Below are 14,185 nucleotides of genomic sequence, written 5' to 3'. Positions count from 1 at the left end.
CCCCCATTTCGGTATTAAACAAATCTATAGCCCCAGCTTTTCCGTCATTTTCACCAAGTTCGTCAAACTCATGTCCAAGCTGTCGAACGGGCTTCCCGCACATTCATCCTGCTCGACCGCATACCATTCGACCCCGTTTTTCTCGCCCCACAACAAAATCGGTTCGAAATCGATCAATCCCGTCCCGACTTCGGCGTAAAACTGTCTCCCGTCGGCCGTCATATCTTTCAAGTGCAGGATCGGAATTCGACCCGAAAATTTCTGAATATATTCCAACGGGTCTCTCCCTGCATATTTCACCCAATAAGTATCGACTTCCGGATAAAGAAACTGATTTCCCACCGGTGCCATCAAATAATCCAGCGCAATCTGGCCTTCAACCATCGTGTGAAATTCGAAGTCATGGTTGTGATAACCGACCCTGTAACCGAAAGGATTAACTTTGGCTGCCGTTGCAAGAAGTTCCTTCTTCGCTTGGATATAGCCGTCGACATGCTGCATATCGTCTTCCAGGTAGTGACAGAAGAAATCCTTCGTTCCGAATGCTCTGCCCTCTTCCAAAACGGCCTCCAGTTCGTTATTCATACGGTCCAAGCCGACATGCATTCCCGCTGCTCGAAGTCCTGTTTCTTTCAGCACCGCGCTAATTTCGTTTGCACTGAGTCCAAACAAACCATCGATCTGAACGGCTTCCCATCCCATCTTCTTCAACCTTCGCAACGTCGCCGAAAAATCTTTCGTCAATTCATCTCGAAGCGTATAGAGCTGAGCGGCAAATTTATGTTTCATGGTTGTTCCTCCTCTAACGTATTTAAGCGATTTGATTCCCAAGCAGGGAAGCTGCCCTCTCGTCCAGAAATACTTCGACCCGGTTGTGCCCCTGAAGCAGACTCGAAGGAACATGTCCATTCATTTCGCCAAGCACCGTTGCCTTCACGATTTCGGCTTTCTTGTCTCCGTCAGCTAGAAGCAGCACGTCTTTCGTCTCCATAATGTGCTTCATGCCTAAAGTAATTCCGTGGTTCAAATTCTTTTGCTCGGAGAAGTACTTTACCGACACCGTCCGCGTAACATCGTCCAGCTCTACCACGTGAGAATAGGCATCCAACTCGCAGTCGGGCTCATTAAATCCAAGATGCCCATTCAAACCTACGCCAAGCACAATCAAATCGATGGGACCATACTCTTTAATGAATAGATCCATTTTATCGCACTCTTCGATCAAGTCGCTGCTCCGGCCATCATAGAAATGAATCTGATTTTCGCTAATGTTCAAAGGTTCAAAAAAGTGTTGATCCAATGTGCTTCTGCAGCTGCCTTCATCTTCCCCGCCAAGACCGACCCATTCGTCCAAGCTAATAAACCTGCACTGCGCGAATGAGACCCGATTCTCTCTGGATGCATCGATTAAATGACGGAATGTCCCCAATGGAGTCGACCCTCCCGCGAGCGATAGGAGCGCATTTGGCTTCTGATGTATGGCTTTAATAATATGTTCCGCAGCCATCCTAGACAGTTCCTCGTAATTTCCAGCTATATTTATTTTCATAACTCAGTCTTCCTTTCTAAATATAGGATGTTCAATTGTTAAGTAATGACATTCTGAACATTTTCGAAGGAATAAGAGATAATTCCCAGAACTCCGGAATTTTCACCGACTTGGGTCGGCTCGATTATCGTTTGAATGGGTGTTATTCTCTCTACCATTTGACGCACTTCAGGCAATAACCCTTCCAGATATGACCCTAACTCTCCGCCAATGATGACCTTTTCAGGGTTAAGCAAGCTTACCATATTGGCGATCCCAAGAGACAAATGGTTAACAAATCGCTGAACGACTCTTACCGCTTGAATTTCATCTCTTTTGTATTGTTCGAACAATTCCTCGATGGACGATTCATAAAGAGACAGCGCATCAACCGATACCTTCTTATCGAAAGTTCCGAAATTGCCCAGTGTATTCACTTTTTGGTATAGCAGGTCCTCTTCAAATGCAAAATATCCAAGCTCGCCTGCCATAAAATCTTTCCCTTGAACCAATTTTCCATTACATACCATGGCACTCCCAATACCGGCTTTTATCGATATATAAATAAACTCATCGACATTTTGGCAGGCACCTAACCAACGCTCCCCAAGGGCGGCGCAGTTGACATCGTTATTTACAAAAATTGGCTTATCCAAAAGCTTGCGGAACTGTTCGGCTAAGTGAACGTTTTTCCAGTCCAATTCAGGAGCACCCACTACAATACCATCCACACTGTTCGTTAATCCAGGTACGCAAAACCCGACAGAAATAACTTTATCTAGAGAAATGTTCGCTTTTTGAACCGTCTCCAGAAGGTGGTCCCGGATCTTCTCCAGCATCGGTTTCTCTTTGTACTTGGCCAAGGTAATGATCGTCCCATCCAGATCGGAAACGCAAATAAGATAACCTTTTTCATTCAATTCAATTCCGATGCCGTAAGCCGAGCTCGGATTAAAGCTCAATTGAATGGCCCTTCTTCCGCCTTCTTTGGTCGAGGAGCCCAAGCCTGTTTCCGATACGAATTTTTTAGCAATCAATTCGTCGACGATCAAAGAAACCGTTGATCTACTCATTCCTATTTTCTGAGCAATCGAAGCCCTGCTAATGGGTTGATCTGTGCGTATCGTCTCCAGTACCAAATCACGATTGATTTTTTTGATCAGGTCAAGATTAACTGATTTCATTGTACACCATGCCCCTTCAACGAACTGAAATAGATGCTCGTAGTTTGTAATGAATCCGAACAAAACGATCTATTTCAGTATTACATAAAAAATGATTTCGTCAATCGTTCTTTTTCCGGTTAGCCTATTTTACCGCTCCCGCTGTCAGCCCTTCGATAAGGTAGCGCTGGAAGAAAAGGATAATGAGGATCGGCGGAATAATTCCAATGAAACCGGCAGCCGCAAGAAGTCCGTAATCCACCGTAAATCTCCCTAAAAATTCATTAATCGCCACCGGCATCGTCTTTGCAATCTGGCTAGAGGTTAAGACGAGGGGGGTGAGAAAATCATTCCAAGAGTTCATGAACGCGAATACGCCCGTAGCAAACAAACCCGGCGTACTAATCGGCAGTATAATTCGAAATAGAGCCCCGAATCGTCCCAAGCCGTCAATGAACGCCGCCTCCTCCAAATCCTTCGGAATGGAGAAAAAGAAGCTTCGCATGATCCATATGATAAAAGGCAGATTAAAAGCCATTTGCGCCAATATAATGGAGGTTTTGGTGTCAAGAAGGCCCATTTGTCGAAAAATCACGTAGATCGGGATGAGAATGGCGATACCGGGAATCATCTGGGTGATCAATACAAGCAGCATGAAGCTGTCTCGAAAACGGAAGTTCAATCTTGCGAATGCATAAGCACCCAATGCACCGAACAACAAACAGAAAAAAGTAGTCACCGCAGCCACGATCAAGCTGTTAATCATGGATGATACAAACCCGGATAAAGCCGCTTGTCCCATAATCGCCTTCTCAAAGTTAGCAAAGGTCATATGCGTAGGAATAAAACGATTCGCCCCGCTAATAATGTCTTGATTGGTCGAGAAGCTTGTCGATAAAGTCGAGAGAAAGGGAGCAAGCGTAAAAGCCATTAGTATGGCTAATCCAATATACGTCATCAGCTTTTTCAAAAGATATGTCTCCTTTCTCTTAAGATATGTTTTGAACCTTCATTAATTTGATGTAAACGAACACAAGCACAAGGATAAGGAAAGTCACGATATAGCTTCCGGCAGCGCTTACACCGAAATTAGCAAACGTAAAGCCTTGTTTATATAAATAAAGGCCGACTATTTCCGTATTGTTTGCCGGACCTCCTTTTGTCAAAGCGAAAATGAGATCGAACGAACGGAACGCATCAATTGTTCGCAAAATAAGCAGGACAAGCGTTGTCGCTTGCAAATAAGGCATGGTGATATGCCAGAATGCCTTGCGTTTCGTCGCTCCGTCGACGGATGCCGCTTCGAACAAATCCTGAGGAATGGTTTGCAAGGCAGCGAGATATAACAAGGCTACGAAAGGAAACGATCTCCAGATTTCGGAGAGGAACAGCATGATCAGCGACCACTTTGCATCGGACAACCATGCAATATTGTGATGAATTATTCCGACTTTCATTAATAACGCATTAAGCGAACCATAGTTCGGATGAAGAATCAGCTTCCAAATCATACCGACGATAACAAGAGGGATTGCCCACGGGATAAGGAGCAATGTGCGGAATAAACCTCGCGCTCGAATTTTGCTATTCAGCAAAAGCGCCGCATATAGCCCGACAAGCAAACTGCCGATTACCGTAACGACGGCAAAATAAAAAGTGATTTTAAGACTATTCCAAAAAGCGGGATCGCTCAAGTTGTCCATGAAGTTTCTGAAGCCGACGAATTCCGTGCCTACGTCGGGATTCGTGATGTTCAGGTCTACAAAGCTCAAATAGATGGAATAGATAAGCGGATAAAGCAATAGTCCCAAAATGAGAAGCAAGGTTGGCGCAAGCAGGATCAGAGCAAACCGGCCTTCTGACATGATCTTCGTATTCTGCTTCACTATAATCCCCCCGATCAAAAACAAAAACCTATCTCCAACGCTAGTTCGTCAGGTAACAAGGAAGCTGCGAGTGGTACGGTCGTATCGTCTACACCCACCCGCAACTTCCTTATTCATTCCGCAGCAAAGACAGATTCAGGTTTTTATGAATTATTTGTTGTATTTTTCCATGATTTTCTGTGTTTCTTGATCTGCTTCCTGCAGCGCTTCTTGAGGGGTTTTGGACTTAAGCAGAGCCATCTGGATATGATCTTGCATCATAGCAGACCATTCCTGGTACCAAGGCAATTGCGGTCTGGCCAGAGCCGTGTCCGCTTGTTTCATGGCCACCTCGAACCCGGGCAAGTTTTTCTTGATTTCCGGATCTTCGGAAACGCTTTTCCACGCGGTAAATTTATCCGTTCCGCCCGTTTTTAATATCATATCCTTTTGGCCTTCAGGACCATTGAGGAATTGAATGAAATCCCAAGCTTCTTTCGGGTTTTTGGAGCCTTTGGAGATCGCTTGAACGAACGAACCGATGGTCGAAGCCGAGCTGACTTTGCTTGGGAAAAGCGACAAATCCGTCATATTGACCACTTGGGAATTTTCCGGTTTATTCAGATCCATCAACGGAATTCCCCACTGGAACTGGAACGCCGTTTGTCCTGCCGCAAATGCGGAGTTTACATCGCTTTCGCCGAATTGAATCGATGCCGGATCGACGATTTTGTATTTGTAAATCATGTCATACATGAGCTGTAATGCTTCCAAGCCTTTCTCGTTGTTGAAGTTTGGCTTTCCGTTCTCGAATGGCTCAGCCCCCATTGACCCCATAATGGCGACGAAATCGCATATGACGGCTTCCATTCTGCCCCAACTCCAAGCGGAAGCGTACGGCACTATCCCATCCTTCTGCAATTTCTGGCTGAGCTGAATGAACTCGTCCCAAGTTTGGGGCGCATGATCTACGCCGATTTTTTTCAACATGTCCTTATTGTATCCGAATGTTTTCCAAGCGGTATACCATGGAAGACCATACGTTTTACCCTTGTATTGAATGAACCGATTGGCGTAGTCCATCAAATCGCCTTTAAGCTCTTTAGTCATATACTGATCAACAGGAACAATCCAGCCTGCGTCCGCGAATTTAGCCAAATAAATATCGTCGATTCCGATGATGTCGTACGTATCGGATCCGGCCACGGCATCATTCGTTAACTTCGTGATAATATCATTCCACGCAACGACTTCAATATTTACTTTTACGCCGGTTTTTTCCTCGAATGCTTTGGATCTGGCGTTATAATAGTCTTCCATCCCTGGAGGCGTAATCGCGGTAAGCGTAATCCCTTTATTAGGCTTTGCCGATTCCGTTTCTCCGCTGCTTGAATTTCCGTTAGACCCGCAAGCCGTTAGTAATAAAACCATGCACATCAGTACAACAAGACTTTTCATATTTTTGTTCATATGCACGTTTCCCCTTTTCATTTAAATTGATTATTCATCAGTTGCAGAAACCCATTACAAACTTGATACTCAACATCCGTTTGAATCCGGTATGAAGATAAGCGCTGATCACCTCCCTCTATCCGAAGGCTAGTCCCTATGCGAAGATAGGATCATTTGTCTTTAAGTCCAGCCAATCTAGCTCAGTCGGGCTCAAGGAAATTTCAGCCCCCGTAAAACTTGATTGCAGCTCTTCGACTTTTTCGGGGCCGATAAGGGCGAAGGTTGGAAATCTTTGGTGAAGCACATATGCCAAAGCGATTTGAATCGGAGTGACGTCTTTCTTCGTCGCCAGAGCCCTAGCCCGATTAAGCCTCTCCCAATTCTCTTCGCTATAGTAAACTCGCACCATGTCCTCGTTGTCTCGATTGTTAGGAGAGAACCTTCCCGAGAAAAAACCGCCCGCCTGCGCTGACCACGCCAACAATGGAATCTGATTACTTTCATGCCACTGGCAGAAGCTTTCGTCCGCCGATACGCATCCGGGCCAATGAGGCTCCAAAGGCTTAGCCAAGCTGAAGTTTGGACTTGTGAAGGCAAACCCTTTAAGGTTGTTGTCTTGGGCGTATTGGTTCGCTTCGATTACACGGCTTAGCTTCCAATTAGATGCGCCGATCGTTCTGACATATCCATCACGAAGCGCTTGATTAAGAGCTTCAATAACTTCTCCGACCGGAACTGTCACATCATCTCTATGAAGCGCATACATTTCCACGTGTTTTACGCGAAGCCGGTCAAGACTCTCCATGAGGTCCTCTTTGATGTATTTTGCGCTTACTCTTGGTCCGGGATTACCATCGTCAGGATGACAGCCCTTCGTTAAGATCACAACCCGATCTCGAATATTCCGTTTTTCCAGCCAACGACCAAGCGCTTCCTCGCTGCCTTCATATTGATGAGCGGAATCGAAAGTATTTCCGCCTAGTTCGATATAAGCGTCAGATAATCGGGTAACGTGATCCATGTGATCCGGATGATAAGCATCTCCGCCCGTACCCATAACCAATTGCGTCGATGCCAGCTGCACACCTGGAATTTGAATTCGTTTCATAAAATCCCTCCGTCTTCATATTGTTCCTATTGCGCGTCAAGCTTATTTATTAGAAATGCGGCGGCGCCATAAGCACCGGCATTCTCACCTAAGGTAGAGCATTCGATAATCACGGGTACGGGCGACATCTTTGCAACCTGATCCCGCAAATGATCGATTACCTCTGATAGCGCTTCCGAAACGCCTCCACCGAGAATGATTTTCTGAGGATTCAATAAGCTCGAGAGATTCGCAATCGTAATCGATAAAGTCTTAAGATATTGCGTGAAGATGTCGAAGCCTTCTCCGTTGTTCTCTTTATATTGCTTGAATATCATTTCAGGACGAATCCGATGACTTGACAGCGCTCTTCCGGATATCTTCTCTTCAAGTGCCCCAAAATTTTTGAACGTATATCGCTTATTCTCCTGCCAATCTTCTTCGGACAACAGATATCCGATTTCACCAGCCATAAACCGGTTGCCGTAAAAAAGTTTTCCCCCGGTTACAATCGCCGCGCCAACACCCGTCCCAATCGCAATAAACACGAAATCATCCGCGGATTTGGCAGAGCCGAGCCAACGTTCTCCTAGCGCCGCGCAGTTCACATCATTTTCAACTGTGACCGTTTTCATCAATAAAGCTTGCATTTGTTCGACAAAATTCAGACTATGCCATTGCAATGCCGGAGCTTCAATGACAATTCCTTTATCAATATCCGTTACGGCCGGAACGCCGAACCCGTAGCCTGCGATTTTATCTTTGTTCACTTTGGAATCGGAAACGCATTCATTAACAATCTCGGCAATACTATTCAAATCGCTCGAAGTTGTTGTCTTGTGCCTAGAAACGACTCGTCCATTTCGGTCAACGATTTGAACGATCACTTTTGTTCCACCTATGTCGACACCAACATAAAGGGCATCAGAATCGTTATGACTTAGATCGATCAAGGGTGTACCTCCATACGGTTTCTGTTAGTTTGTTTCGAGAATGAACTAACTGAATTGAATGATAAACCATCTTATCTACCCTTGTCAATATGAAGTTCGAATTAAGTATAGCTAATCACAACGAGAGTCCAAGATGGCTTTACTGATTCTAATGTCAAAGAAACTCTTATAACGAGTCAATTTTCGAGCCAATACTTGCAGAGGTTGTATGTCAAACAGCTTCAATCGAAATCCATGCGCATTGTTATTTTACTGCGTAAGCGTCAAATAGCCCCCATCTAGAGCTGGGAGCGAAATCAAAGTAATATTTCAATTATGAAGGCAAGGCTCGCAGTGGTTGTCCGGCTGAATTTACCCTCGGCACTTCTACTCCGGTCCGGACCAGGGCGTATGCACGTAGCGTGAATACGGTGTTAAACGAAGTACCTGACTTCTTTGAATCTACTTCAAATTCTATATTGCCATTATTTAGAGTCCTCATTATTTCCTTTATTCTTATTTCTCCCCCTAAATAAATCTATTATTTTACCCATTAGAAATGCCCCAAAACTTACTAAAAAGATAGATAATCCATATGATTGTATCTCTTCCGAACGTTTTGCTTCTTGATTATAGATATTTAACATTTCTTGAGTTGGATCTTGATAGGGTATTCCTGGATGTTTTACAAATCCAACAATCAATATACTTATTCCAATAAGTAAAAAAACCAAACTAATTCTTCTGAAATGCTTCATAATGCTCCTCTTATATATTGTATTTAAAGGTTTTACTATTTTTCGATCTTCAAGTATTTCACCTAACGTTCTTGTATTCACGAACTCAGAGCCTTAAGTGATCGGAGGGAACGGGTCATCAGACTTAGGCTCGCAGTGGTTGTCCGGCTGAATACACTCCCCTGCCAATTGCTCCGGTCCGGACCGAGGGTGAATTCCGAAGCGTGAATACGTTGTTATAGGATGTTGACGTCCTCTTTGAGCAACCCGAGCAATCAACTTTCCTTAACCTGAACTCTTACTATCGTTTCCCATTTATCTGGGGTAGGATGACACATGGGTTGATTTAAATATAATTCCCGTCTTTCTCCAACAACTTCAAAACCGTTGGATTTCGCGTAATTAATTAAGTCATTCAGAGTTCTCTCCGTCTCACGATAATGTCCTTTATGTAATTTCTGAATACACAATCCTTGTTCTATCCTTTGTAACTTCGTTTCCGGAATATTTTCATTTCGATACTTCTTTTCTATACTCTTCCTAGCCTCATCGTAAATTTCATAATCAATAAAGTCAGGGACTTGCATCATCTCAGTATAAATCCACTCCTCTTCACCAATTTTCCTAAGCCATACTATTTCATGCGGCATTAGTTTAAATTGATAGTCACATTTATTTTTAGTTATTCGTTTGATTTGATTTATAGTTTTCCATACAGCCCAATAGTCTGTTTCTGGTCGTCCCAGCCAATTGAGCTTACCTTGTCCCTCTTGTACCAAAAATTGTAGAGGAGGGATCTCTATTAATTCAACTCTATCCGAACCCATCTGATAAACAGATTTATATATCTTTCTATGGTCATTCACTTTCATGAATATCACCCTCGATTAATTAATAATGGATTTACGTCAATTTCCTATTACGTTCTTGTATTCGCGACGTATGGTCCGCAGCGCGAATACGGTGTTATATGAAGTAGCCGACTTCTTTGATTCATCCTCAAAATTCGTATTTCTTTATTATTTCATCATTAATGACTTCACCTGTGTTTTTAAATCCAACTGATTTATAAAGGTATTCTGCTTTTAGATTATCCGATTTATGCCCTATCATAATTTCATTGCAAGAATGCTTTTGACTTATCAATTCTAATAACTTAATGAGCCCTGCTTTTCCATATCCATGTCCTTGTTGGTGTTCATCAATCATAAAGACATAAATCCAGTATCTCTGATCATCTGGATCCTTACAGTACATACAGAAACCTATTACTTCTTCGTCTATACTGACTGCTAAAGGTACTAGGTGTTTTTCGTATTTTGATTCAGCTATCGAATATACTATAGGTACAATAAATGATTTTCCATTTTCTTTGCTAATATTTAGTTGGGTGCATTGAAACCAATTGTCTTTTGTAATCTCTTTTATTTGAATAATTGTGGTTTCCTTCTTTCAATGTTTTTAAAAAGGATCTTCGGCTATTTCATATAACGTTCTTGTGTTCACGAACCCGAGAGCCTTAAGTGACCGGAGGGAACGGGTCGTCAGACTTAGGCTCGCAGTTGTCCGGCTGAACTCACCCTCGGCACTTCTGCTCCGTCCGGACCAAGGACGTATGCCCGCAGCGTGAATACGGTGTTATAAGTTGTCCCCGCCTTCATTGATATACTTACATTGGTCTATTAATCAAGTTCTGACTTATAAGGGTTTGCATAGAGATCGAAAAGAATTTCGGCTCCAATATTATTTGCTATTTTAATCATTTCTTTATTAATTGATAACGTAGGAGTAAATCCCTCATTCATTATAATTACGATCATAAACATGCAACATAAATTATATCTCTTACAAATTTCGATTATTTTTTCTTCTTTTCCTTTAAGTTGGTTTACTACTTTATTAAGCTGTTCATCAACATCTAAGGATTCTTCATAATCAGATCCAATCTCCCAAGCAGTTTCTTTCCTGAAATTTGTTATATTCTGAATGATATTGGAGTGAGGATTTCTTTGAATAGATTCTCCCTTTGTATGTGAATGAGTTGGCTTTAATTTCAAAGTATTTGAAATATAGTCGATTGGAAATTGATCACCGTATAGACTAAAGTATACTTTTACGTTCGTCTTCTTCAGATGAACCACCTCAAATAGTTTCTTGTTTAATGATCTTGCGGGGATTTCTTATAACGTTGTTATGTTCCCGAACCCTCACCGACTTAAGGCCGTTAGACCGGGCGCGATGCGCTTAGTCGGTGCAGGGTTGTCTGCCTGAATACCTCCGGCAGACCAAGGGGCGTAAGCCCCGCAGCGGGAACGGTGTTATACGAAGACTTGCTCATCTGCGAATTTGCTACAATACTTATTTAACCCTCTCGAAAGTGCTTTCAAAATATGCTCCTGATACATGATTGATATAATCTTTAATTACTTTTCTTACTGGGTAAGGTTGTAAATTGTGTACTTCCATTTCATCAATATGTATCCAATAAAATTCTAAATGACTTTCTTGCGATACGGGGTTAATAGTATAATTCAATTCTTGTATTTCGGTTTTAAATAAATGGTTAATTTCTTGATGATAAACTTCTTCAAGATCAAACTCTGCTTCCACAATCCCTAAGTATTCCTTTACTTCACTTTCTAATCCAAGTTCTTCAAGTATTTCTCTAGATAGAGATGTCCTTATACCTTCTCGAAACTCTACATGTCCACCAGGTAGAAAGGTATTATCCATTCCGAGACAATGGGCAACTAATATATGATCTTCAGACAAAATAATCCCTCTAGCTAATACATGATACTTTTGTTTCTTTTCCGATCCCATCTTCTATTATCTCCCTCAATGTCTTAATAGGGTTTGTATAATCATTCTGCAAGTTTTCGTATAACGTTCTTGTATTCACGACGTCCCACCACCTTAAGCCCGAAGAGCGGCCGCGATGCGGTTAGATGGTGCGGATTGTTCCGGGTGATTCCACCCTCGGCACTTCTACTTCTGTCCAAACGAAGGGCGTATGACCGCAGAGTGAATACGGTATTAGCTGATGTCAGCGACTTCCTTAAAAATACGATAATTGCACTTAACTTTCCCTATAATAAAAATCAATTAAAGATGGTGTGTAAACAACTATTTATTCTTTTTCATCTGGTCCATTACTGTTTGAATCTCTTCACGACTGAATACACCTTCAAATGAACACATTAAACAAGATCGCAACTCAATATTATTGCCATTTTCATCAATGTCCGCAACAGGTTCGGTCCAATCAACTACTTGTCCGCAGAAATCACACTTTTTTGTAGCAAGTTCACCTTCGTCATACATTTCTTCATTGTCGTAAAAATTACTCAAATTTTTCCACCTCATTATTGATGAGTTCTATAATCAGTTTTCAATATACTTTTCGCTGATTTCAGCTAACGTTCTTGTATTCACGTCGAAAGACTTAAGGGCAGATCAGATCGGCGCAGCCATCCATTCTACCAGTTCGCGAAGCGTAATTAGTCTTGCAGATGGGCTGAACCTGCTTCCCTGCTACTGCCAATGGCATCCTCGAATCCACATCTAACTTCGACCGGACCGAGGGGTGGATGCCCCAAAGCGTGAAATATGGTGTTATCAGATGGTCGAGACTCCTTGATTAAACTACTAATTCTTATATTCAATCAATTCAATTCTTCTTCCATCTGGATCTTCAAGGACTGCTCTAAATCCTCTTTTATTTTCGGTACGATTTGATATTACTTTACCTTTTAATATATCTATTTGATCAATAATTTCTTTTATATCTTTAACATAAAACCCCAACATCATTGCTCCAGCATTTTTCCAGCCAGGTAAGCTTCCTTCATCTCCAGGATAAATTTCAATTACAAGCTGATCTTGAACATATGAATAATGAATAGGTCCATTTCCATGTTGTTCTTCAACTAATTGTATTCCCAAGCCTTGATAGAAGGTTTTGACTTCTTCAATTTTAGAAGTTCTAATCATTATCAAATTAATAGATGTTTTCATAAGGATTCAACGCCTCCGATCGATTAAGAAACTTCATTTATTTGTTTGTTTGTTTGTTTTATTCGAATTCCTCGACTTTCTGACAACGTTGTTATATTCACGAACCCGAGAGCCTTAAGTGAGCGATAGCGAACGGGTCGTCAGACTTAGGCTCGCAGTGGTTGTCCGGCTGAACCAACCCTCGGCACTTCTACTTCGGTCCGAATCAAGGGCGTCAGCCCGCAGCGGAATACGGTGTTATAAGATCTCCCCGCCTTCGAAGCATTTCTTACAACAATGGGTTCTCTCCAAATCTTTCCCATAAGATCGGATATCTCTTTTCTAAGTCATCTTCTTCCCAATCAAATTCAATATCTTCTGATTTAAATTCATATCCCCGAGTTTCTAATGCATTCAAAAATTCAGTATAAATATCGTCATTATATTCAAACTCTTCGGTTTTTTGAAAAGTATATGCATCTGAAGCAACTGATAATATCTCTTCCAATTGAGGAGCTAATTCTTCTTCCAAGTAATATTCAGGGATATATTTCGCAAGAGATTCAGGATGCCCGAGTACCTTATTGAACACTTCTTCTCCTTGAGCGATTAACCAGCCCCTAAAGTAATCAAAACAATCATCGGAGCATCCTCCCATAATTACAAAAGCTGCACCCCATAATGAAGAAGTATATAATTGTTCCAACTTATGTCTAAACACTAATTCGAATTCAATGATTTCATCAGTTGTTTTCTTTACCAATTCATTGGTTATCCATTCTACTTGCTCTTCACTATGTTCTTTAGATTGTTCTATCATTTTCCAAAAGTCGTTATTCGTCATTTAAATGATCTCCTTTAATGTTTTATATCAGTGCGGGGATTTCTTATAACGTTCTTGTATTCACGACGTCCATTCCCCTTAGATAGCTCTTATCTTAGGGGAATGGATGTCTCCGCTGCCTCCACTTGAATTACTATCAAAATTTATTTCTTTCTAGGCCATGAACCACCGATTGATAATCTGCTCAATAACTGGCGGGCCATATTCCTGAGGATAAATGCTTACAGCTACGAATATCGTTGTAATTATTAATACTAGCCATGAAATGGTAGATAGATAAGGTCTACTTATCTTTTGAATAATAATTCCTGCTACTATTATCAAAGTATTAATAATGAAAATTATTGGTATAGCGACAATCCTGCCTAAACCTGTGTTTGGATAATAATTGATTAATAAATGCACCACTATAATAGTTGGGAATACAGCCAACAAATAGATAATTAAGTTTCTTAAAATTCTATTCAAGTTTTATCTCCCTTATCCTCTTGATTTACATAGGCATGAGAGCACTTTTGCCTTTTCATTTAGGATTGAAGCAAGTAACACTCCTCTAACAATTACTATAAACTTTACGCCAG

At 41.7% G+C, this 14,185-nt stretch carries 17 protein-coding genes; all 17 read right to left on the bottom strand.

Annotation, left to right across the window (positions count from 1 at the left end; genetic code table 11):
- Positions 1-24: 24 nt before the first annotated feature.
- On the bottom strand, positions 25-789 hold the full coding sequence (locus EKN16_RS28695; protein WP_125664631.1) for a sugar phosphate isomerase/epimerase family protein: 765 nt from the start codon (positions 787-789) through the stop codon (positions 25-27).
- Positions 790-811: 22 nt separating this feature from the next.
- On the bottom strand, positions 812-1,549 hold the full coding sequence (locus EKN16_RS28690) for a glucosamine-6-phosphate deaminase (RefSeq protein ID WP_125664629.1): 738 nt from the start codon (positions 1,547-1,549) through the stop codon (positions 812-814).
- 38 nt (positions 1,550-1,587) lie between these two features.
- Positions 1,588-2,712 (bottom strand): ROK family transcriptional regulator, encoded by a 1,125-nt coding sequence (locus tag EKN16_RS28685; RefSeq protein WP_125664627.1) that lies wholly within the window; start codon positions 2,710-2,712, stop codon positions 1,588-1,590.
- A gap of 124 nt (positions 2,713-2,836) precedes the next feature.
- The gene (locus EKN16_RS28680) at positions 2,837-3,661 is read right to left on the bottom strand and encodes a carbohydrate ABC transporter permease (protein WP_125664625.1); all 825 of its coding nucleotides are present in this window, start codon (positions 3,659-3,661) and stop codon (positions 2,837-2,839) included.
- Positions 3,662-3,680: 19 nt separating this feature from the next.
- Positions 3,681-4,577: a carbohydrate ABC transporter permease gene (locus EKN16_RS28675; protein WP_125664623.1), complete on the bottom strand. Its 897-nt coding sequence runs from the start codon at positions 4,575-4,577 to the stop codon at positions 3,681-3,683.
- A gap of 150 nt (positions 4,578-4,727) precedes the next feature.
- The gene (locus EKN16_RS28670; protein WP_164523034.1) at positions 4,728-6,026 is read right to left on the bottom strand and encodes an extracellular solute-binding protein; all 1,299 of its coding nucleotides are present in this window, start codon (positions 6,024-6,026) and stop codon (positions 4,728-4,730) included.
- 136 nt (positions 6,027-6,162) lie between these two features.
- Positions 6,163-7,116 carry an aldo/keto reductase gene (locus EKN16_RS28665; RefSeq protein WP_125664619.1) on the bottom strand — a complete coding sequence of 318 codons (954 nt, stop codon included), beginning with the start codon at positions 7,114-7,116 and terminating at the stop codon, positions 6,163-6,165.
- Between the two features lie 26 nt (positions 7,117-7,142).
- Positions 7,143-8,048: an ROK family protein gene (locus tag EKN16_RS28660; RefSeq protein WP_125664617.1), complete on the bottom strand. Its 906-nt coding sequence runs from the start codon at positions 8,046-8,048 to the stop codon at positions 7,143-7,145.
- Positions 8,049-8,512: 464 nt separating this feature from the next.
- A complete protein-coding gene (locus tag EKN16_RS28655; protein ID WP_125664615.1) occupies positions 8,513-8,785 on the bottom strand; it encodes a hypothetical protein in 273 nt (90 codons plus the stop codon).
- A gap of 254 nt (positions 8,786-9,039) precedes the next feature.
- Positions 9,040-9,636, bottom strand: coding sequence for a GyrI-like domain-containing protein (locus tag EKN16_RS28650; RefSeq protein ID WP_125664613.1), 597 nt, complete (start codon positions 9,634-9,636; stop codon positions 9,040-9,042).
- A 127-nt stretch (positions 9,637-9,763) separates the two neighbouring features.
- Positions 9,764-10,117, bottom strand: coding sequence for a GNAT family N-acetyltransferase (locus EKN16_RS33305; RefSeq protein ID WP_331852385.1), 354 nt, complete (start codon positions 10,115-10,117; stop codon positions 9,764-9,766).
- A gap of 329 nt (positions 10,118-10,446) precedes the next feature.
- A complete protein-coding gene (locus EKN16_RS28640; protein WP_269462717.1) occupies positions 10,447-10,905 on the bottom strand; it encodes a DUF4279 domain-containing protein in 459 nt (152 codons plus the stop codon).
- A 217-nt stretch (positions 10,906-11,122) separates the two neighbouring features.
- Positions 11,123-11,587 (bottom strand): NUDIX domain-containing protein, encoded by a 465-nt coding sequence (locus EKN16_RS28635; RefSeq protein WP_125664609.1) that lies wholly within the window; start codon positions 11,585-11,587, stop codon positions 11,123-11,125.
- A 303-nt stretch (positions 11,588-11,890) separates the two neighbouring features.
- Positions 11,891-12,115, bottom strand: a complete 225-nt coding sequence (locus tag EKN16_RS28630; RefSeq protein WP_125664607.1) for a hypothetical protein — start codon at positions 12,113-12,115, stop codon at positions 11,891-11,893.
- A gap of 297 nt (positions 12,116-12,412) precedes the next feature.
- Positions 12,413-12,781 carry a VOC family protein gene (locus EKN16_RS28625; protein WP_125664605.1) on the bottom strand — a complete coding sequence of 123 codons (369 nt, stop codon included), beginning with the start codon at positions 12,779-12,781 and terminating at the stop codon, positions 12,413-12,415.
- Positions 12,782-13,049: 268 nt separating this feature from the next.
- Positions 13,050-13,604, bottom strand: a complete 555-nt coding sequence (locus EKN16_RS28620) for a DUF4240 domain-containing protein (protein ID WP_125664603.1) — start codon at positions 13,602-13,604, stop codon at positions 13,050-13,052.
- Between the two features lie 153 nt (positions 13,605-13,757).
- Positions 13,758-14,072, bottom strand: a complete 315-nt coding sequence (locus EKN16_RS28615; protein ID WP_125664601.1) for a hypothetical protein — start codon at positions 14,070-14,072, stop codon at positions 13,758-13,760.
- Between the last annotated feature and the right edge of the window lie 113 nt (positions 14,073-14,185).

It is taken from the genome of Paenibacillus baekrokdamisoli, assembly GCF_003945345.1.
In the GTDB taxonomy this organism is placed as follows: domain Bacteria; phylum Bacillota; class Bacilli; order Paenibacillales; family Paenibacillaceae; genus Paenibacillus_Z; species Paenibacillus_Z baekrokdamisoli.
The sequence above is the reverse complement of the archived record's forward strand: the minus strand, read 5'-3'. Positions and strand labels throughout refer to the sequence as shown.